Genomic DNA, 20,165 nt, shown 5'->3' with positions numbered 1-20,165 from the left:
TTGGCGCGTTCCGTGGGGATTACTTGTTGGGGGTGACGCTCAGGTTGTCCAGATAGACGCGTTTCTGGTTCATTGGGGTAAGGGCGAAAATACCAGGGGAGCCGTTTTTATGGGCGCGGGGCACCTTGACCTCGATGGTCCAGGCGGAGGGCTCGGGCTGGGCCTTGTCCCAGATCTTGGCCATGACCACACCGTTGCCGTCCTTGGCCACGTCCACCTTGGTCTTCAGGGTGTACCAAGTGCCTGCCACGGCCTTGAAGGGCACTTCCTGCTTGAGGCGCTCGGGGTTGGAGCTGACCTCCAGCTTGCTGGCATTGCCACGGAGGCAGATGAGGTAGCGCTGGTTGATGAGGCCGATGTCGGACTTGGAACGGGCGCTGCCGTCCGTCATCACGTCTGCCTGCATGGTGTAGTTGGAGAGGTTGGACGGGGCCACAAAGACGGTGGCGCGCTGGAAGAGCAGGCGGTCAAAGGTCTTGGCAAAGACCTTGTTGCCGGCGTTTTCACGCACGTCGAACTTGAAGCGGGCACCGATCCAGGGGAGCGGCGGGTAGGAGAACATGACCTTTTCCGTGGGCTGCTCATCCTTGAGCTCGTAGCCGTCGAAGTTTTCCACCAGGGGCAGGTTGCGGAGGGCGCGGCCGCGGATGGTGCCAAAGGTGCCGTCCGGAGCGGTGGCCTTGAAGGCACCGGCGCTGGACTTGGCGTCAGGGGCCACCACGAGCCGGCCTTCGTCGTTGAACTTGCCGTCCATCGTGGCTTTGACCTTGGCGGTTGGCGGGATGAAGGACTCCCACTTCACACCCTTGACGTCTGGATTCACCAGGAAGCCAGCGGCATCCACGCTGCGCACGCGGAAGGACTGCTTGTGGCCGGTCATGATGACGGTTTCAGCAGGGATGATCTGCAGCGCCACGGCCTTGCCAGCCTTGGGCATTTCCACTTTCGGGGCGGCGTCCACCTTGATGCCCTTGTTTGGGATGGTGAAGGCGTGGAAGCCCTCGGTGGTCGTCACGTAGAGAGTGCCGTCGCACACAGTGGGTGCGCCCAGGCACTGCACGTTTTCGCCGAGCTTGATCTCCTGCACCACTTCGCCGGACTTCTCGCCGGGCTTCACCACCACGAGCTTGCCGTCCAGCATGGGGCAGTAGAGCAGGCCGTCCACATAGAGAGGGGATGAGTGGAGGTTGGCGTTGCTGAGTTTGAGCTTCCAGAGGTCGGTGCCGGTGTTGGCGTCGATGGCGTAGAGTTCCGCGCCGTCGGTGAGCTGGTAGATCACGTCTCCCACCAGGACAGGGGAGCTGCTGGTGGCGCCGATCGGGTTGCGCCACACTTCCACGCCGGGTTCCAGCGTGGTGGCTTCCTGCGCAGGCGGCACCGGGGCGGTGAGCTTTTCCGGGAGCTTGATGCAGATCATGCGGCCCTTCTCGGAGTTGTCCACGTTTTCATCTCCGTGGATGGCGATGAGGTTGCCCTTGTGCAGGACCACGGAGGGGTTCACGCCGTTTTTGCAGATGGGCATCTTCCAGTAGGGCTTGCCGTTGTGCGTGTTGACGCAGACGACGTGGCCGCAGCCGGTGGTGAAGTAGGCCACGCGCTTGCCGTCGCGGGTTTCCAGCACGGGGGTGGAGAAGGAGCTGTCCACGGGCGGGCTCACGCCGGGCAGTGTCCACCAGGCCAGCTCGCCGGTCTTCTTGTCAAAGCCGTAAACGCGGTCGGCGGCAGGGCCGTCTGCGCCCCAGTTGGAGAAGATGAAGTGGATGATGACGAACTCGCCTTCGATCACCGGGCTGCCCACGCGGGAGTTCGGGAAGGTCATGCGGCCAAAGTCCTCCATGAGCGGGATCTCAAACACCTTGGTGCCGTCCAGCTCGTAGCAGAGGAAATTGCCGGCGTTGCTCACCAGATAGATGCGCTTCGTCTCAGGGTCGACCGTTGGAGCCCCGATGGAGTAGCGGTTGTAGATGGAGTCGCTGAGATAGTCGGGGATCTCATGCTGCCAGAGCTGCTTGCCCGTCTTTGCATCCATGCAGGTGATGAGTTCGATGAGATCCGATGTCTCACCTTTGTATCCCCAGAGGATCACCTTGCCATCCACCACCACCGGCGTGCCACGGCTGCGGATGTCAGCGGACCACGTGGGCTTTTCGTTCAATTTTCCAGCCTTGGTGTAATGCTCCAGGCTCACGCCGTTTTGCAGCGGGCCGCGCCAGTTGGTCCAGTCATTCGCTTGGGAGATTCCGGTCAGTGCCAGAGTGGCGGCAAACAAACAGCCGAAGGAGGGTCGGGGACGGTGGTGCATGGATTGGGAGGGGAGGATGGAAAATGAAACATCGTGAGCACGCGACGCGCTTCAATGCGATTTTCATACCTTTCGCACAGGAGGCGTCACTAGCTGTCATGGGGGGGATAATGGCAACGCATCTTACGCCTGCCATCTTGCAGAAGGACGACCACAGTTGCGGGCGGAAACGTGGAATCCTCCTTGCCTGCCATATTAGACTTCGGCCGTGGCTGCCTTGGGCCCAACCCGCTCAACGGTTGGCATGACCGCTGTCCACCACCTGCAAGAATGGCACAGGAATCGACAGTTCAGATTCTTGGAAAGAGGTAAATTGAAGGCGCTTCCAAACCTGTCTCCTTCCTCTCCCTGATCATGACTCTGCCCGTTACACCGAATGCTTCGAACAGTGTCACTCCCGTGCCTCCCGCTGCCACGGGTGCGGCACCGCCAGTTCCGGCCCCGGACTTGGCAAGCCGGCCCTTCAAAAAAACAAGCATGTCTTTGATCAAGGATCATGGGGGCATGATCGCCACTGCCGTTATTGTGGTCGTCATGGCTGTTGTGCTGGGGCTCAAATTAAAGCCTGCAGGACCAGGCGCTGGCTTTGTGAGCGGGAACGGGCGCGTGGAAGCCACCGAGGTGGACATCGCCACCAAGCTGGCCGGACGCGTCCAGAACATTCTGGTGGATGAGGGGGATTTTGTGCAGGCGGGGCAGTTGCTGGCGCAGATGCAGGTGGACGTGCTCAATGCGCAGTACGACGCGGCGAAAGCCCAGCTGCAGCAGGCCATCACCGCCGTTGCCAGTGCCGAGGCCCAGGTGGTCGCACGGCAGAGTGACATGGCTGCCGCGCAGGCTGCGACCGCCCAGCGCCAGGCTGAACTCGGAGCCGCCAAGAGCCGCTACGCTCGCACCAAAACGCTGTCTGCCAGCGGTGCGATATCCTTGCAGGACCATGACGATGATGTCGCAAGGTTGCACGGTGCCGAGGCTGCGGTGACGGCGGCACAAGCCCAGGTGGCCGCAGCCCAGGCGGCGATCAAGGCGGCGGAAGCTCAGGTCATAGGAGCCAACTCCGCCGTAACCGCGAGCAAGGCGACCGCCGCCAGCATCGAGGCGGACATTCTGGACTGCCAGCTCAAGTCGCCACGGGATGGGCGTGTGCAGTACCGCGTCGCACAACCGGGCGAGGTCCTGGCCGCCGGAGGCAAGGTTCTCAATCTGGTCGATCTCAGCGATGTCTATCTGACCTTTTTTCTGCCCGAGACGGCGGTGGGCAAAGTGGCGCTGGGCAGCGAAGTGCGCGTGATCCTGGACGCGGCACCGCAGTATGTGATCCCGGCGCAAGTTTCCTATGTGGCCAGCGTTGCTCAATTCACACCCAAGACCGTGGAGACCGCCACCGAACGGCAGAAGCTGATGTTTCGCGTCAAGGCGCAGTTCGGCCGCCCATTGTTGCAAAAGAATTTGAAACTGGTCAAAACAGGTGTGCCCGGCGTGGCATGGCTGAAACTTGACGCGAAAGCAGCTTGGCCGGAGAGCCTTGCGATCAAGGTGCCCCAATGAACCGGGTGCCATCCAGTTCCGTGCATGTGGCCCATTTGGTGGACGTCAGTCTGCACTATGGCAAAACCAGCGCGCTCGCCGGTGTCACGTTGGAGATTCCGGCCGGGCAAATGGTGGGGCTGATCGGCCCGGATGGCGTGGGCAAATCCAGTCTGCTCGCGCTGGTGGCCGGAGCCCGCAAGGTGCAGCAGGGGCGCGTCGAAGTTCTGGGTGGCGACATGGCGGGAGCGCGTCATCGCGAGGAGGTGTGCCCGCACATCGCCTACATGCCGCAGGGGCTTGGCAAAAATCTTTATCCCACGTTGTCGGTGGAGGAGAATCTGCAGTTCTTTGGCAGGCTCTTCGGTCACGATGCTGCCGAGCGCCGCCGCCGCATTGACGAGCTCACGCGCAGCACCGGGCTGCTTCCCTTTTTGTCGCGTCCGGCGGGGAAGCTGTCCGGCGGGATGAAACAGAAGCTGGGCCTGTGCTGCGCGCTGATTCACGATCCTGATTTGTTGATTCTCGATGAGCCCACCACCGGCGTGGATCCTCTGGCCCGGTCGCAGTTTTGGGATCTGATTCAACGCATCCGTGACGGGCGCTCCGGCATGAGCGTCATTGTCGCGACGGCTTACATGGAGGAGGCGGAGCGGTTCGACTGGCTGGTGGCGATGGATGCCGGCAAGGTGCTGGCCACCGGCTCACCCGCAGAGATCCTCGCCCGTTCTCAGAGTGAATCACTCGACGCAGCTTTCATTGCCTTGCTGCCAGAGGAAAAGCAGCGCGAACACCGTGCGGTTTCGATCCCGCCGCTAGGCACTGCGAACAAGGATCAGTTTGCCATTGAAGCCTCAAATCTCACCAAGCGCTTCGGCGATTTCGCTGCGGTGGACCACGTCAGCTTTCGCATTTTGCGGGGAGAAATCTTTGGCTTCATCGGGTCGAATGGCTGCGGCAAGTCCACCACCATGAAGATGCTGACCGGCCTGCTGCCGGCCACCGAGGGGCGTGCGATGTTGCTCGGTCATGAAGTCAATGCCAGGGACATCACCACCCGCAGGCGCGTCGGCTACATGTCCCAGGGTTTCTCGTTGTATTCGGAGCTTTCGGTGCAGCAGAACCTCGTGCTGCATGCGCGGCTGTTTTCGGTGCCGGAAGTGGAAATTGCCGCACGCGTCGCGGAGATGGCCCGGCGGTTTGGCCTGGCTTCGTTGCTGGATGCCATGCCGGACAGTTTGCCGCTGGGCATCCGCCAGCGTCTTTCGCTTGCCGTGGCGATGGTGCACAAGCCGGAGCTGCTGATCTTGGACGAGCCGACATCGGGCGTGGACCCCATCGCCCGTGACACGCTCTGGCAGCTGATGATAGATCTCTCGCGCAACGACCAGGTCACGATTTTCATCTCCACCCATTTCATGAACGAGGCGGGACGCTGCGACCGCATCTCGCTGATGAACGCGGGCAAGGTGCTGGCCACCGATGCTCCCGCCGCCATCGTGCGTGAGCGAGGCGCCGCCTCGCTGGAGGAGGCCTTCATCGGCTATCTGCAAGAAAGCGATGAGCAGGAGAGGCAGACGCCCGCAGTGGAAGCGGAGGCTCCACCTCCTTCGGCGGCGCCGGTCGCGCGCACTGGCCGGAAAGCATTCAGCTGGCGGCGTGCGTGGAGTTACAGCTTGCGCGAAGCGCTGGAACTCAAGCGCGATCCCGTCCGCGCCACCATGGCCCTGCTCGGGTCCATCTTCCTGCTGTTCGTCTTTGGCTATGGCATGAGCCTGGACGTGGAAAACCTGACCTATGCGGTGCTTGATCGTGACCAGACCGGCCTGAGCCAGAATTACGCGCTCAACCTGTCCGGCTCGCGCTACTTCATCGAACGTCCGGCCATCACCGACTATGCTGATCTGGATCGGCGGATGCGATCTGGCGAACTCGCGCTGGCGATTGAGATTCCCCCCAACTTTGCCAGGAACCTGGAGCGCGGCAATCCAGCCCAAATCGCAGCCTGGGTGGACGGCTCCATGCCAGCCCGCGCCGAGACGGTGCAGGCGTATGTGCATGGCATGCATCAGAACTGGCTGCAGGATGTTTCCCAGCGGCGGCTCGGTCAGAATGCCGGAGCCGGTCCGGCCACCATCGAGACGCGCTACCGTTACAACCCTGATGTGGCGAGCCTGCCGTCCATGGTGCCGGCGGTGATACCGATGCTCCTGCTGATGATTCCTGCGATGCTCACCGCGCTGTCGGTCGTGCGTGAAAAGGAGCTGGGATCGATCACCAATCTTTACGTCACCCCGGTCACGCGCAGTGAATTTTTGCTCGGCAAGCAGCTGCCCTACGTGCTGCTGGCGATGCTGAACTTCACCCTGCTCACGCTGCTGGCCATCACGGTTTTTGGCGTGCCGCTCAAAGGCAGTTTTCTGACCTACGCCGTGGCCGCGTTTTTGTTTGTGATGTTTTCGACCGGCCTGGGCCTGTTCTGCTCCACGTTTACGCGCAGCCAGATTGCGGCCATCTTCGTCACCCTCATTGGCACCATCATCCCCGTGGTTCAGTTTGCCGGCCTCCTGAATCCGGTTTCTTCGCTGGAGGGAACGGGCCTCTTCATCGGCCGCATTCAGCCGGCCACCTATTTTCTCAACATCAGCCGCGGCGTGTTCAACAAGGCCCTGGGCTTCTCCGGCCTGCAGCATTCCTTCTGGCCCATGCTGCTGGCGGTGGTGTTCATCATCTCCTTGTCCATTGCGCTGCTGAAAAAGCAGGATGCCTGACCATGCCACTCGCCCCCAACATCTACCGGCTTGGAATCAAGGAACTTTGGAGCCTGGCACGTGATCCTGTCATGCTCGTGCTGATCGCCTACACCTTCACGGTTTCGATCTATATCGCCGCCACGGCCATGCCGGACACGCTGCACAAGGCGCCGATCGCCATCGTGGACGAGGACGGTTCACCGCTTTCGGCACGCATCGCCGCAGCGTTTTCCATGCCCCGCTTCAGTCCGCCGGTCATGATCTCGCTGTCCGAGATGGATGCGGGCATGGACAATGGCGACTACACCTTTGTCATCGACATACCGCCGGATTTTCAGCGCGACGTGCTGGCGGGCAAGTCCCCGCGTCTCCAGCTCAATGTGGACGCCACCCGCATGACGCAGGCCTTCACCGGCAGCAGCTATGTGCAGCAGATGATCTCCGACGAGGTCAATGAATTCGTCGCGCACTACCGCAGCAGTGCCGCACCGAGGGTGGAACTGGTCCTGCGTGAACGTTTCAATCCCAATCTGGAGCAGTCCTGGTTCGGCTCCTTGATGGAGGTCATCAACAATGTGACCATGCTTTCCATCATCCTGACAGGTGCGGCGCTGATCCGCGAACGCGAGCACGGGACCATCGAGCATCTGCTGGTGATGCCCGTCACGCCGTTCGAGATCATGGTCGCCAAAATCTGGTCCATGGGGCTGGTGGTGCTGGTGGCGGCGACCATCGCCCTGCTCGGCGTGGTGCAGGGGGCCTTGCACGTGCCGGTGGAAGGTTCCGTGGGGCTCTTCCTGCTCGGCGCGGCGCTGCATCTTTTCGCCACCACCTCGATGGGGATTTTCATGGCCACCCTGGCGCGCTCCATGCCGCAGTTTGGCCTTCTGGCGGTGCTGATCCTGCTGCCCATGGAACTGCTTTCTGGCGGCTTCACTCCACGCGAAAGCATGCCGGGCATTGTGCAGCATCTGATGCTCTGCGCGCCGACGACGCATTTCGTGTCGTTCGGCAAGGCGGTTTTGTTTCGCGGTGCCGGCCTCAACGTGGTGTGGCCTCAGTTTCTGGTGCTGATCGGCATCGGCGCTACATTCTTCACCATCGCCCTCGTGCGCTTTCGCAAAACCATCCATGAAATGGCCTGAACCCTTTCAAACGACGGCACCCCGTGGGCGGGCCTACTTCTCCGCAGCAGCCTGGCGCAGGTCGGCCGCTCCGGCGGGCATGGTGCCTGATTGGCGCTGCCACCTGCGCATCAGCTTGATGAACTTGATGGTGTCCTGCACCGGACGGATCTTGGTCTTTTCGGCACCGTAGATGGTGCTCACCGGCACGCTTTGAATGGTGAATCCGGCGCGGCTGGCCAGCAGCAGCATCTCCGTTTCAAAGTCAAAGTGGTCGCTGCTGCCCATGATGTAGGACACCAGGCTGGAGCGCACCAGGCGGAAGCCGCACTGGGTGTCCGGGATGCGCACGCCGCAGGCATTGCTGATGATGCGCGACATCAGGCTGTTCACCATCCGGCGCACAATCGGCATGCCCTTGACGTTTTCAAAGCGGTTGCCCACCACCACGTAGGCAGAGCCATCGCGGGCAGGGGCGGTGAAGCGCGGAATTTCTTCAGGCGCGTGCTGGCCGTCGCCGTCGAGGAGCAAAATGAAATCAAAGCCGCGCTCGGTCAGGGTCTTCATGCCCGTCTTCATGGCGGCGCCTTTGCCCTGATTGACCGAGTGAATGATGACTTCCGCGCCAGCCGTCTTGGCGAGTGCCGCCGTTTCATCGGGGGAGCCGTCGTCCACCACCAGCACCAGGTCCACATGCGGAATCGTCCTCTGCACCACATCGGCAATGGCCATCGCTTCTCGGTAGGCCGGAATGAGTGCAGCGATCTTGCACGTGGGGGTTGGGGGGTGGCTGGCGGCCTGCATGAATTAAGTGGGTCGGCAATCTTCCACGGTTTCCCTGACCCTGTCCAACCAGAATATGCCGCCGCCAAGAATTCATCTGGCACGCTGAAAGAAGCCGGGTATGGAAATGCCTCCCATCCTCCCCCCACCCAGCGGTTTCTTTATTCCCTTATTCCCTGATCCCACCAGATGCCTTCCTCCTTCACGCTTTCACCCCAGGATCGCGTGTTGGTTTTCGCCCCCCATCCGGATGACGAGGCCCTGGGCTGCGGCGGGCTGATCCAGCAGGCGGTGGCGCTGGGGGCGCAGGTGCGGGTCGTTTTTCAGACCGATGGCGACAACAATCCCTGGCCGCAGCGCTACGTCGAGCAGCGCTGGACCATCGACGCCTCCTGCCGCCAGCGCTGGGGCGCGCGGCGGCGTCTTGAGGCGCTGCGTTCCTTGCAGACTCTCGGCCTGCAGTCGGATGCGGCCTCCTTTTTTGGCCTGCCAGATCAGGGGCTGACCCGGCTGTCGCAGCAGAAAGACGCGAGCACCCTGGATCTGCATGTGTCTGAGCTGCAAACCTTCCGCCCCACGCTGCTTGTGGTGCCCTCCCAGGATGACAACCACCCGGACCACGTTGGCTCCTACGACCTTATTCAAGAGTCCATGCACCGTGCCGGGATGGACCTGCCGCAGTGGGCCTACCTCATCCACCGCCGCTGGTTTTGCCCTGAGGCCGCCGGGCTCACCCTTCACCTCACTTTGAAGCAAAAGGCCCGCAAGCTCGCAGCCATCGAGTGCCACGAAACCCAACTTTTCCTTAGCAGCTCCCGCTTTTGCGGGTATGCACGCGATCAAGAAATCTTCATTCCATCCAACCCAGTCTGATGTCCACGCGCTCCCAATTTGTCACCCTCCTCGCTATTTGTACAGTCATGTTCTGGTGGCGCCTCGGGCATCTGCCCCTGATCGACCCCGATGAGCCGTTCTACGCGCAGACCACGACGGAAATGGTGAAGGGGAACGAATGGATCACGCCCACGATCTTTGGCGAGCGCCAGTTTGAAAAGCCCATCTTCTTCTACTGGCAGGCCATGATCGCGCAGAAGATCTTCGGCCAGACGGAGCTCGCCGCACGCGTGCCTTCCGCCGCCGCCGGCACGCTGCTGGTGTTCCTTACTTGGATTTTTGGGCGGCGCATGTTCTCTCCCCGCGCCGGTTTCTGTGCGGCAGTCGTGCTCGCCACCGGGGTGGAGTACGCCTTCATGTCGCGGCTCATGCTCACCGACATCTTTCTGGCGCTGTGCATCAGCGCGTCCGTCTTCTGCTTCTGGCTGGCCACCGAGGAGGAGGACAAACGCGACCGCTGGATGATCCTGCACTTCATCGCCTCCGCGCTGGCGATGCTGACCAAAGGCCCCGTCGGCTTTCTGGTGCCCACGCTCGGCTCCATCTGCTACCTCTGGCTCACCGGCAAGCGCTCTCCCTGGCGTGGCAAGGGCCTCTGGCTTGGCATCGTTGCCTGGCTTCTGATCGCAGGCCCGTGGTATGCCACCATGTTTGCCAAATACGGCATGGAATACTGGCACCGCTTCTTTGTGCATGAAAACTGGGAGCGCCTCACCAGCGCCGAGCACAAGCACAGCAACCACTGGTGGTACTACCTCATGATCCTGGTGGCGGGCAATCTGCCCTGGATTCCGCTGCTCATCGCCGCCGTGGTGCGCACGGTGAAGGACCTCAAAACCGACCGCCGCATGCTCTTCCTAGTGTGCTGGTTCGTGCCCAACCTGATCTTTTTCACCATCTGCAACAGCAAGCTGCCCACCTACACCTTCTTCCTCTTCGTCACCCTCGCCCTGGTGATGGGCCACACCCTCGATCAATGGATCGGCAAAGGCTTCCGTGGCAAAGGGGAGCGCATCCTCGTCTCCGCCCTCGCCATCCTGCAGACCGTTCTCGTGCTGGGGGCTGCCAGTGCCATCACGCTCATGCTGCCCAAGGACAGCAACGCCTTCATCAAAGACCTGTCCCCGGTCATCTACGTCCTGGCGGCGATCATCAGCATCCCCATGGTGCTCATGCTCCTGCGGCGCACCGTTGCCTGGGCCGGCACCACGGTTCTCGTCACCGCCTTCATCATCATGTACATGCAGTACGGGGTGGATGCCAAGGTCATGGAATACACCTCCACCCGTGGCATCGCCGCAGAGGCCATGAAAGTCCGCCAGCCCGGCGAGCCGATCATCTCCTCCAGCTTCATTGCCCGTGCCGTGACTTACTACACAGGCAGCATGCCTGATGGCGTCATCTTCTTCCCATCCAGGCCGGATCAGTTGCAGCCCTACTTCACCCCGCACCCGCCCCTGCACATGCTGCGTGCGGACGTCGGCACGGGTGAGTTTGCCGACAAGTATCCCAGCGTCCTCTGCATCGCCCTCATGCGTGACTGGGACCACTTCCAGTCCAGCGGCTCGGTGCTCAGGGAGCGTTGCGAAAAAATCAAGGTCATTGGTGACCGCCTGGTGTTCCGCATCAAAGGCAAGCAGTAGGCGCTGGACCCATGGGCTGTGGCTGCCAGTGCCACAGCCCCGCATTTCTCCACTTCACAACTCGACAAGCAGGCGTGGTTGCGGTGTAATTCCGCTATTCCAACCTCCTGCATGCAGTCCAAGTCACGAACAGCGCCCGATATTCGCGATCACGAGACCCTTCGTATTATCGGCCAGGGGGCGTTTGGAGAGGTCTGGCTGGCGCGCAGTGTCACCGGGGTGCTGCGCGCGGTGAAGGTGGTGTGGCGGGAGGACTACGACCGGCCCGAATCCTTTGAGCGAGAGTTTGAAGCGATTAAAAAGTTTGAGCCCATCTCCCGCCGGCATGAGGCGCTGGTGCCCATCCTGCAGGTGGGGCGCAACGACCTTGAGGGCTTCTATTACTATGTGATGGAGCTGGCGGATGATCTGGAGACCGGCCGCGAAATCCATGCCGACACCTACAAGCCTCACACGCTGGGGCTGCAGATGAAGCGGGACAAATGCGTCTCTGCCGATCTGTGCATCAAACTGGGCGCGACCATTGCCGAGGGGCTGGACTACCTGCACCGCAATCAGCTCATTCACCGCGACGTCAAACCGTCGAACCTCATCTTCATCGACGGCATCTGCCGGTTGGCGGACATCGGGCTGGTGGCCCTGCTGGGGCAGCGCAGTTTTGTGGGCACGGAGGGCTTTGTGGCACCCGAGGGACCGGGCACGGCGGCCTCCGACATTTTCTCTCTGGGCATGGTGCTGTATGAAGCGAGCACCGGAAAGGACCGCCTGGATTTCCCGGACCTGCCATCCTGCGCGGAAACGGGCTCCAGCCTGGAGGTCTGGCGCAGGCTTCAGGATGTGGTGTGCACCGCCTGTGCTCCCAAGGCGAAAGGGCGTTTTGTCAGTGCGCGGGAGATGGCGCTGGCGCTTCGAGGCGAGCCTTTGCCTTCCTCACGTCGGCTCATGTGGTCGTGGATCGCAGTCGGCTCCGTGGCGCTGCTGCTGGCGGTGGGATTTGGCATGTGGCTGGCGCAGAATCATCGCACCCGCACGCTCATGGCGGTCAACAACAGCGTGCCGCGCCTGAAGATCGTGACGACGCCTCCGGGCGCGGTAGTCTTTGCCGGTGAAGAAAAGCTGGGCGTGACGCCGCTGGAGCTTAATCCAGCTGAAGGCGTGCCGGTGATCTATCAACTGCGCCTGCCGGGCTACAAGCAGATCGAGATCGACCACATCGCCCTGGATGAAAAGCCGGCGATGTTTGACCTAAAACTGGAGCCTTCCAAGCTGCCGCAAAAGGGCGAGCGCTGGGTGAACAGCCTCGGCATGGTCTTCAAGCCCGGAGCGGGCGGACACATCAGCGCGGAGCCGGTGGAGATGAAATTCTTCAAGCGCTTTCTGGAGGCCACCGGCAGATCGTTTGAAGGCAAAGTGGTGCGTTATCAGCGCGGCAAAGATCAGGACTCGGCTTATCTTGTCGTGGTGCCTGACGGCGATGCGGAAGCCTTCCGCTACTGGTTGACGGACCGTGATCGCAGCGAGGCCTTTCTGAGTCAGGAACACCGTTATGAGGTGGAACCGTTCTACTTTGTGGAAAGCGGGCAGGCCGCCGCCGATGACATGCCGGATGGCCGGGAAATGGACAAAGGGGAGCTGACGGAGGAAAAGAACTGGCGTGCGTTTCACCTGCGCGTGGAGCGGCAGACCTACGGCAGCGTGGTCGTGCACAGCCAGCCGGAGAAAGTGCGCGTGTTTCAGCACGATCAGTTTCTGGGCGAGACACCGTTGGAACTTCCCCGGGTGCGTACCGGCCCCGTGGAGTTTGAATTGCGCGAGGAAGGCTTCGCGGATGTGGTGCTGGAAGGCGAGGTGAGGGAAGGGGAGCAGGCGGAACTCATTGCCGACATGCAGACACGCAAGGCCGTCACCTTCGGCCGCCAATGGAAGGCGAACAGTCTCGGGATGAATCTGGTGCCGCTCGGGGACGTGATGCTTTCTGCGTGGGAGACCCGCCATCGCGACTACATGGAGTTTTGCAAAGCCACTCAGGCGCGCCGCCCGGGGCGGGTGGACGGCACCAACAAAGGCGGCGGCACCCTGCCTGTGGTGGGAGTGGACCGCGAGGAGGCCCGGGCCTTCTGCGCGTGGCTGACAGAGCGTGAGCGCAATGCCGGGCTGATCGGCGCGAAGGATTCGTACCGCCTGCCCACGGATGAAGAATGGAGCCGTGCGGTGGGCCTGCCGCTGGAGCGCGGTTCGTCGCCCGAGGAGCGCAACGGCCGTATCCGTGGCATCTATCCGTGGGGTTTTGAATGGCCGCCGCCACAGGACGTGGACAATCTCGCCGACATGAGCGGCGCACGCAAAGCCAGCCTCGACAGCGCCATTCCCGGCTACGACGACAGATTTCCATTCCTCGCTCCCGTGACCGCACTGCGCCCGAATGATCGCGGCATCGCCGGACTCGCAGGCAATGTCTCCGAATGGGTGGAAACGGACTTCACACCGCTGCCACCCGCCAAGCCAGGTGAACCCGCGAAACCCGTTCTCGGCACCACACGCGGCGGCAACTGGCGCTCCGCCTCCCAGGATGAACTCCTGGCCTCAGCACGCATGCCCGTGCCGCCGGAAACACGGCGGAACACCATCGGCTTCCGTGTGGTGCTGGCGCATGGGAAGTGAGGGGGGAGCTTTGCCGAAGCCTTTGGCTCAAAATACCCAGCCATCTCTTTATGCGGGGTCCCTTCCTCAGGGAGAAAATCATCCCTTCGCCTCGCTTCGCGCACATTTTGCTCGTAGAACTTCCTGCGGCAGTCGTTATTCTTTTACCCCATCATGCAAACCGCTCTCGAAACTCCCGCACCGGAGAAAAAGGTCGAACAGACCGAGGCTGGAAACTACTTTGTCTCCAATTATCCGCCGTTCTCATTTTGGAAGCCTGACCAGGTTCCCGTGGTGGAGGAAGTGCTGAAGCAGCCCGCCCCGGCCAACATCCCGCTGGGCGTTTATTTCCACATCCCGTTCTGCCGCAAACGCTGCCACTTCTGCTATTTCAAAGTCTATACGGACAAGAATGCGCAGGAGGTGAAGGCCTACATCGACGCCGGCATGCGCGAGATGGAGCGCTTCACCAGCCAGCCCTATCTGAAGGGACGCAAGGCGCACTTCGTGTACTTCGGCGGCGGCACCCCCAGCTACCTTTCCGTGCCGCAGCTCAAGGATCTGACCAACCGCATGAAGGACATGATCCCCTGGGACGAGGCGGAAGAAGTCGCCTTCGAGGCCGAACCCGGCACGCTCAATGAAGTCAAGCTCACCGGCATCCGTGACATTGGTGTCACACGTCTGAGCCTCGGCGTGGAAAACTTCGACGATCACATCCTCGAAACGAACGGTCGCGCACACCGCAGTGGCGAGATCGAGAAGGCCTATCGCTTCGCCCGCACGCTCGGCTTTGAGCACATCAACATCGACCTCATCGCGGGGATGATGAACGAGACCTGGGAGAACTGGAAGGACACCGTCCGCAAGGCCATCGCCCTGCAGCCGGACGCCGTGACCATCTACCAGATGGAGGTGCCCTACAACACCACCATGTATCAGCAGATGAAGGCCGAGGGCAAAGTCACCGCACCCGTGGCCGACTGGCAGACCAAGCGCGACTGGGTCAGCTACGCCTTCGATGAATTCCAAAAAGACGGCTACACCGTGACCAGCGCCTACACGGTGGTGAAGGACCCCAAGCGCATCAAATTCGTCTATCGCGACTCCCTCTGGGAAGGTGCCGATCTCTTGAGCTGCGGGGTGGCCTCCTTCGGCCATCTCGGTGGTGTGCATTACCAAAACCAGGCCGATGTGGGCCCCTACATGCAGGCCGTGGATGCCGGCCAGCTGCCGATCTTCCGCGCCTACCAGACCACGGCGGAAGACCGCTTCGTGCGCGAGTTCATCCTCAAGCTCAAGCTCGGCCGCAGCGAGTTCGACTACTACATCCAAAAGTTCGGTGAAGATCCGCGCAAACACTTTGGCCCGCAGCTCGACTACCTGGCCAAGGAAGGCTTTGCCACCCTGGATGCGGCGGGCGTCACGCTCTCGCGCGATGGCCTGCTGCAGGTGGACCGTCTGCTGCACGATTTCTTCCTGCCGCAGCACCGCCAGTACGCCCGCTATACCTGAAGCCCTTCGACGCAACCGAACGACGATAACGACGGCGATGAACGAGGCACCCCGGCAGGACGAGGACATCCTGGCACCCCTGATCTTTTTTTACGGCATCGGCAGCACACGTCCGCGCGTGACCTTTGTGGATCCCCAGGACCTGGCCGAGCAGGAGCGCGGCCTGCTGGTGCATGACAAAGACATGACGCCGCGCCTGCGGGATTTTCACGCCAGCGAGATCGATCTGGATGTCGCCGCCCGTGCCCGCATCGGCAATTACCTCGTGCGTGCCTCAGTGCTGCATCGCCATACAGACGGCATGCCCGTGGAGTTTGGAGCCATCGGCATTCACCTGGATCTCCTGCCTGAGGAAGCGCAGAAACTCGTCCTCGAAGGCCTCGTTCCCTTCGGTGCCATCCTGGAGCGCTATCAAGTCCCGCACTCCAGCCACCCCCGCGGCTACTTCCGCATTTCGGTGGACCAGCGCCTCGCAGACCTCCTCGGTGCCACCAGCGGCCAGATGCTCTTCGGTCGATGCAATGAGCTGCGCCACGGCAGCGGCCGGGTGCTGGCGGATGTGGTCGAGGTGCTGCCGAGGATGTCATAATGTTTCAGCGTCCACGCACGCGCTCAGCGCGAAGGTAGGGCGGTTGGTCCTCCAACCGCCGGGAGAGCGGGAAGCGGCCCGTTTGAATTCTTGCCAATTCTGCGACATCACCCAGTGTGGAGCTATTCCGAATAATTCAAAAACACGCATGACTTCTGACTCGCCGCCATGATCCAACGATTTTATGTTCACAACTATCGAAGCCTCGAAAACTTCGAGCTGCCCGTTGGTGGCCTCTCCTCGGCCTTGCTGATCGGCAAGAATGGATCAGGCAAATCGTCCGTGGGTTTTGCGCTGCAAATTTTCCAGCAGATCGGGCGGGGAATCAACAAAGTGGGCAATCTCCTGCAACCTCGTGACATCAGTCATGGGCGCACGGAAGTGCCTGTACGCCTGGAACTGGAAGTGGAGATCGAAAAAGTTCGCTACGAGTACAAGGTGGCGTTCGAACTGCCGAAGGGGGCGAAAGAACTGCGCGTGGCTGAAGAGTCACTGGTAGTCGCAGGCGAGACCAAGTTCATTCGCAAAGGGGCGGAGGTGAATACGTCTCCTTCGGCTTTAATGGGTGTCCTAATCCCCTTGGATCAGCACTTGGTCTGGCTGCCGATGATGCAGGCAGCATCAGATACAGATCCTCTGCACATTTTACAGCAATGGCTGGCACGCATGATTATCCTTCGCCCAGTGCCGTATATAATCGATGGAGATTCCACCGAGGAAACTCTGCATCCCTCTGCTATTGGGATCGATCTGGGCGGCTGGTGGAGCGGACTCCTTGCGCATTCGCCAGCGGCTTACTCCCGCATTGATGCCAGCTTGAAGCAACTGATGCCTGATTTGAAAGACATCAAAAATCCTTTGATCGCCAAGGATTCACGCAGCCTCACTGTGCAGTTTGAAGGACAGAATTCAGCCTCATCCCTGGCCTTCGATCTCCTTTCGGACGGTGAAAAGTGCATGGTCATCTGGGCGCTGACCATGGCGGCCAATGAGGCCTATGGCCCCTTGCTGTGCTTCTGGGATGAGCCGGACAACTATCTGGCTCTCTCGGAGATCGCCAATTTTGCCACCGATCTCCGGCGTGCCTTTCAGGGCGGGGGGCAGTTCATCGCCACCTCACACAATGCGGAGGCCATCCGGCAGTTTTCGGATGAAAACACCTTTGTTATCTACCGGCGCAATCACCTGGAACCTTCGCAGATCAGGTCTCTCGCCAGCATCGGCTACACCGGAGACCTGATCGGCGCGCTCACGCGCGGAGAAATCGAGCCATGAGCGCCAACAACTATCTGCCTCACCTTTTGGTGCTGCCAGAAGATGATGCCAACCGTCAGATCTTGGTGGGCTTTAGGAACCATCATGCCGTGAATTTCAGGAAGATGGATGTGCAAAACATTGCCGGGGGATGGCTCGTGGCAGTGAAGTTAGTTAAAGATGAGCATGTTCCATTGATGCGTAAATTTCCAAAACGGCATGTCCTGCTGGTCATCGATTTTGATGGTCACTCCGAAAGGCGTGATCAGATCTTGAGCGAAATTCCGGCAGAATTGAAGAGCCGCTTTTATATCCTCAGCTGCTCAGATGAGCCCGAGGCGCTTCTGGCCTCCCTCGCCTCCACGGGCATCCGCGCTGAAGAAGGTAGCAAGCTTGAAACTTTGGGCAAACGGCTGGCAACTGACTGTGATCAAAACACCAACGAGACTTGGGGCCACGACATGCTGGCCCACAATGCCACAGAACTGGAGCGGCTGAAGACGAATGTGAAGGACTTTTTGTTCAGCTAGGGCGGTGGAAAATCCCCCCAGCCTTCGTTTCCACCACGCCCCCCTGGGAGGGAAACGGGAAACAAAGCGCGGCCTGTTGTTTTCCCTGGCATGCAGGCTGGAGTGGACTGCGGCTGGGACGGCGGAGGGATTTCCGCAGCGAAAAGACGTGAGCTTCGTACGGTTGGTGGTCAAACCATTTGCGATTTAAGGGTAATGGGGTTTGAGTTGGCATAACCCAATTTGCGCTCTTACCCTGGTTATTTTGTCATGAAACGCTCCCTGTTCATTCGCCCCACCTTGACTGCCGCCCTGCTTCTGGCCGGCATTCTGCCTCTCACCGCCGCTCCCAAGGGCACCAAGGGGGTGGAGGAGTTCGACCCGCTCGCTTTCCCGGGCAAGGTCGTGGACGACGTGATCGTCCCGGTCCCGAGCGAAGTTTTCTCCGTGCTCGACAAACTCGGCGAGCCCAACTGGAACGCGGAACTGCGCAAGCAGGACATGCCGACCACCAGCGACCGCACCAAGCTTTCCCTCCTCTTTGGCTACACCGTGGCCGAGGGCTTCGTGGCCGTGCAGGCCGAAGACAAGGAAGCAGTGAAGGACATCGGCCATGACGTCATCTCCCTGGCCAAGAGCCTCGGTCTCAGCAAGTCCGTGCTGCCTCACGCCCAGGCCATCCTGGATGCGGCGGACAAGGGACAATGGAGCTCCATCCGCAAGGAATTCGACCAGACCCAGAAGACCGTGCGCGACACGATGGAGCAGATGAAGGACATGGACCTCTCGCAGTGCGTCAGCCTCGGCGGCTGGCTGCGTGGCACGGCCTCCGTGACCTCCGTGGTGAAGAAAAGTTTTTCCGCCGACCGCGCGGAGCTGCTGAACCAGCCGATGCTGGTGGAGCACTTCGTCAACAGCATCGCCAAAATGCCCGTCAGCACCCGTGATCACGATGTGGTGAGGTCCATCCAAAAGGGCCTGGCCTCCGTGCTTCAGCAGATGGAAGGCGCCGTGGACGGTTTCTCCAAGGATGCAGTGTCTGACATCGGCAAAACCTGCGATGGCCTGCTGACGGAAATCCTCGCGAAAAAGTAGTCGGTGCCCTTCACCTTCATGATCTCCTCCATGGAAAGATACCCCCAAATGAAACGCCCCTGGTCCCGCTTTCAAGTTCTCGCCGCCGCCTGCCTGCTGGTGCTGGGAGCCACGTGCGTCTATGCGACCGTGGATGAGTCCCATGACTTTGCCATGGAGGCCGCCACTCCGTTTGTGGAGCAGGGCTTCATCGTGCGTGAAGACTACTGGAACGGCGAGGTGAAGAGCGGACAGAAGCTCCAGATCACCCACCAGCTCTTCAAGGGCAACGAATACGCCTTCTGGCTCGGCACGAGCCAGGAAGGGGTCACGCTCGACATGAAGGTCTACGATGAAAAGAACCAGCCGGTGCAGATCAATGCCAAGTCCGACAAGTTCTTCATGAGCGTGCGCGTCAATCCGCCGAAGACCGGCACTTACAAGATCGTCTTTGAACTGAAGTCGAAGACGGATGCCGGCGTGCTCTGGGCGCTGGCCTATGGCTACCGCTGATGCCCGTCGAAACGCTCACTTACGAGACGCCACAGTTCCTCCAAAAACTGATTGGCAATGACCTCGGCAGTCTGCGGCTGATCGGTGAGTCGTTCGGCGTGAACGTGACCAGCCGTGAAGGCTGGGTGCGTTTGGAGGGCGAGGAGAAACCCATCGCCTCAGTGCGCGAGGTTTTCACCCAGCTTGAAAAAGTGCGCCGCAGCGGTGGCGATGTGTCTGCCGGCATGGTGCGTCTGGTGACCGAGAGCGTGCAGCGTGAAATGGGCGATGCCCCTGCGGATGCCATCATGCAGCTGAAACTGCTGGGCTCCGGCAAGCGTCCTCCCGTGCTGGCCAAGACGCGCGGGCAGATCGCCTACGTGCAGGCCATGCGGGAATGCGAAGTGGTCTTTGGCGTGGGGCCTGCGGGCACTGGCAAGACCTATCTCGCGATGGCTCAGGGCCTTCATTACCTCAAAGAAAAGCTCGTGCAGCGGCTGGTGCTCACCCGTCCTGCCGTGGAGGCTGGCGAGGCGCTGGGCTTTCTGCCGGGTGACTTGAAGGAAAAGATTTTCCCCTACCTGCGTCCCCTCTACGACGCCCTCTATGACATGCTGGAGCCGGAGGAGGCGGAGCGCCTCATCGAGCGCGGCAGCATCGAGATCGCGCCGCTGGCCTACATGCGCGGGAGAACGCTTAAAAATGCCTTCATCATCCTCGATGAAGCGCAGAACACGACCACCGAGCAGATGCTGATGTTCCTGACCCGTCTGGGGGAAGGGGCCCGCTGCGTGGTCACGGGAGACCCTTCACAGATCGACCTGCGTCGTCATGTGAAGTCGGGTTTGAAGGAGGCCGTGGAGCTGCTGCAGGACGTGGAAGGCGTGCGTTTCGTGGCTTTTGCCCCGAAAGACATCGTTCGTTTGCCCGTCGTGCAGCGTATCATTGAAGCCTATCAGTCTGGGCGGAGCCGTAAAAATGAGACACAATGGCCCAAACAGGATGAAGGTCCGGGGAAAGATTCTTGTCCCAGCCCCGATGTATGATAGCTTCATAGCCGTCCCCT

General features: G+C 60.9%; 15 protein-coding genes. 13 read left to right on the top strand and 2 right to left on the bottom strand.

Annotation, left to right across the window (positions count from 1 at the left end; translation table 11 throughout):
* Window positions 1–19 precede the first annotated feature (19 nt).
* Entirely contained in the window at window positions 20–2,302 is a 2,283-nt protein-coding gene (locus AC24GY_RS11655; protein ID WP_487682996.1) for an outer membrane protein assembly factor BamB family protein, read from the bottom strand.
* A 504-nt stretch (window positions 2,303–2,806) separates the two neighbouring features.
* On the opposite strand from AC24GY_RS11655, the gene AC24GY_RS11650 reads away from it, so the two are divergent.
* From AC24GY_RS11650 to AC24GY_RS11640, 3 genes are read left to right on the top strand one after another with little or no spacing between them, the layout of a single operon-like run.
* On the top strand, window positions 2,807–3,850 hold the full coding sequence (locus tag AC24GY_RS11650; RefSeq protein WP_487683025.1) for an HlyD family secretion protein: 1,044 nt from the start codon (window positions 2,807–2,809) through the stop codon (window positions 3,848–3,850).
* The gene (rbbA, locus tag AC24GY_RS11645; RefSeq protein WP_487682994.1) at window positions 3,847–6,600 is read left to right on the top strand and encodes a ribosome-associated ATPase/putative transporter RbbA; all 2,754 of its coding nucleotides are present in this window, start codon (window positions 3,847–3,849) and stop codon (window positions 6,598–6,600) included. Before AC24GY_RS11650 ends, rbbA begins: the two co-directional genes overlap by 4 nt.
* Before the next feature lie 2 nt (window positions 6,601–6,602).
* Complete coding sequence (locus tag AC24GY_RS11640) at window positions 6,603–7,727, top strand: ABC transporter permease (RefSeq protein ID WP_487682992.1); 1,125 nt, start codon at window positions 6,603–6,605, stop codon at window positions 7,725–7,727.
* Between the two features lie 33 nt (window positions 7,728–7,760).
* On the opposite strand, the gene AC24GY_RS11635 is transcribed toward AC24GY_RS11640, so the two are convergent.
* The gene (locus AC24GY_RS11635) at window positions 7,761–8,510 is read right to left on the bottom strand and encodes a glycosyltransferase family 2 protein (RefSeq protein ID WP_487682990.1); all 750 of its coding nucleotides are present in this window, start codon (window positions 8,508–8,510) and stop codon (window positions 7,761–7,763) included.
* Between the two features lie 168 nt (window positions 8,511–8,678).
* Between AC24GY_RS11635 and AC24GY_RS11630 the strand changes: the two genes are divergently transcribed.
* The 10 genes from AC24GY_RS11630 to AC24GY_RS11585 all read left to right on the top strand — a co-directional run bounded on the left by AC24GY_RS11630 (window position 8,679) and on the right by AC24GY_RS11585 (window position 20,145).
* Window positions 8,679–9,362 (top strand): PIG-L deacetylase family protein, encoded by a 684-nt coding sequence (locus AC24GY_RS11630; RefSeq protein ID WP_487682988.1) that lies wholly within the window; start codon window positions 8,679–8,681, stop codon window positions 9,360–9,362.
* Window positions 9,362–11,026, top strand: coding sequence for an ArnT family glycosyltransferase (locus AC24GY_RS11625; protein WP_487682986.1), 1,665 nt, complete (start codon window positions 9,362–9,364; stop codon window positions 11,024–11,026). Before AC24GY_RS11630 ends, AC24GY_RS11625 begins: the two co-directional genes overlap by 1 nt.
* Before the next feature lie 111 nt (window positions 11,027–11,137).
* On the top strand, window positions 11,138–13,687 hold the full coding sequence (locus AC24GY_RS11620; RefSeq protein WP_487682983.1) for a protein kinase domain-containing protein: 2,550 nt from the start codon (window positions 11,138–11,140) through the stop codon (window positions 13,685–13,687).
* 153 nt (window positions 13,688–13,840) lie between these two features.
* Window positions 13,841–15,181 carry a coproporphyrinogen-III oxidase family protein gene (locus tag AC24GY_RS11615; RefSeq protein WP_397384936.1) on the top strand — a complete coding sequence of 447 codons (1,341 nt, stop codon included), beginning with the start codon at window positions 13,841–13,843 and terminating at the stop codon, window positions 15,179–15,181.
* A 37-nt stretch (window positions 15,182–15,218) separates the two neighbouring features.
* Window positions 15,219–15,770, top strand: coding sequence for a hypothetical protein (locus AC24GY_RS11610; protein ID WP_487682981.1), 552 nt, complete (start codon window positions 15,219–15,221; stop codon window positions 15,768–15,770).
* Window positions 15,771–15,938: 168 nt separating this feature from the next.
* Window positions 15,939–17,045, top strand: coding sequence for an AAA family ATPase (locus AC24GY_RS11605; RefSeq protein ID WP_487682979.1), 1,107 nt, complete (start codon window positions 15,939–15,941; stop codon window positions 17,043–17,045).
* A complete protein-coding gene (locus tag AC24GY_RS11600) occupies window positions 17,042–17,554 on the top strand; it encodes a hypothetical protein (protein ID WP_422318336.1) in 513 nt (170 codons plus the stop codon). The genes AC24GY_RS11605 and AC24GY_RS11600 overlap by 4 nt, the downstream gene beginning before the upstream one ends.
* A gap of 249 nt (window positions 17,555–17,803) precedes the next feature.
* A complete protein-coding gene (locus AC24GY_RS11595; RefSeq protein WP_487682976.1) occupies window positions 17,804–18,628 on the top strand; it encodes a hypothetical protein in 825 nt (274 codons plus the stop codon).
* A gap of 48 nt (window positions 18,629–18,676) precedes the next feature.
* Window positions 18,677–19,120 carry a hypothetical protein gene (locus tag AC24GY_RS11590; protein WP_422321161.1) on the top strand — a complete coding sequence of 148 codons (444 nt, stop codon included), beginning with the start codon at window positions 18,677–18,679 and terminating at the stop codon, window positions 19,118–19,120.
* Window positions 19,120–20,145, top strand: a complete 1,026-nt coding sequence (locus AC24GY_RS11585) for a PhoH family protein (protein ID WP_422321162.1) — start codon at window positions 19,120–19,122, stop codon at window positions 20,143–20,145. Before AC24GY_RS11590 ends, AC24GY_RS11585 begins: the two co-directional genes overlap by 1 nt.
* The last annotated feature ends 20 nt before the right edge of the window (window positions 20,146–20,165 follow it).

This window comes from Prosthecobacter sp. Pr1 (assembly GCF_057652315.1).
Note: the sequence above shows the minus strand (reverse complement) of the source record. Positions and strands in the feature narration are given on the sequence as shown.

Excerpts from the sequence above, each read along its gene's own strand:
- AC24GY_RS11635 (WP_487682990.1), bottom strand. The coding sequence starts at position 8,510 with ATGCAGGCCGCCAGCCACCCCCCAACCCCCACGTGCAAGATCGCTGCA.
- AC24GY_RS11605 (WP_487682979.1), top strand. The coding sequence starts at position 15,939 with ATGATCCAACGATTTTATGTTCACAACTATCGAAGCCTCGAAAACTTC.
- AC24GY_RS11640 (WP_487682992.1), top strand. The coding sequence starts at position 6,603 with ATGCCACTCGCCCCCAACATCTACCGGCTTGGAATCAAGGAACTTTGG.
- AC24GY_RS11655 (WP_487682996.1), bottom strand. The coding sequence starts at position 2,302 with ATGCACCACCGTCCCCGACCCTCCTTCGGCTGTTTGTTTGCCGCCACT.
- AC24GY_RS11625 (WP_487682986.1), top strand. The coding sequence starts at position 9,362 with ATGTCCACGCGCTCCCAATTTGTCACCCTCCTCGCTATTTGTACAGTC.
- AC24GY_RS11600 (WP_422318336.1), top strand. The coding sequence starts at position 17,042 with ATGAGCGCCAACAACTATCTGCCTCACCTTTTGGTGCTGCCAGAAGAT.
- AC24GY_RS11620 (WP_487682983.1), top strand. The coding sequence starts at position 11,138 with ATGCAGTCCAAGTCACGAACAGCGCCCGATATTCGCGATCACGAGACC.
- AC24GY_RS11610 (WP_487682981.1), top strand. The coding sequence starts at position 15,219 with ATGAACGAGGCACCCCGGCAGGACGAGGACATCCTGGCACCCCTGATC.
- AC24GY_RS11590 (WP_422321161.1), top strand. The coding sequence starts at position 18,677 with ATGAAACGCCCCTGGTCCCGCTTTCAAGTTCTCGCCGCCGCCTGCCTG.
- AC24GY_RS11595 (WP_487682976.1), top strand. The coding sequence starts at position 17,804 with ATGAAACGCTCCCTGTTCATTCGCCCCACCTTGACTGCCGCCCTGCTT.
- AC24GY_RS11585 (WP_422321162.1), top strand. The coding sequence starts at position 19,120 with ATGCCCGTCGAAACGCTCACTTACGAGACGCCACAGTTCCTCCAAAAA.
- AC24GY_RS11630 (WP_487682988.1), top strand. The coding sequence starts at position 8,679 with ATGCCTTCCTCCTTCACGCTTTCACCCCAGGATCGCGTGTTGGTTTTC.
- AC24GY_RS11650 (WP_487683025.1), top strand. The coding sequence starts at position 2,807 with ATGATCGCCACTGCCGTTATTGTGGTCGTCATGGCTGTTGTGCTGGGG.
- rbbA (WP_487682994.1), top strand. The coding sequence starts at position 3,847 with ATGAACCGGGTGCCATCCAGTTCCGTGCATGTGGCCCATTTGGTGGAC.
- AC24GY_RS11615 (WP_397384936.1), top strand. The coding sequence starts at position 13,841 with ATGCAAACCGCTCTCGAAACTCCCGCACCGGAGAAAAAGGTCGAACAG.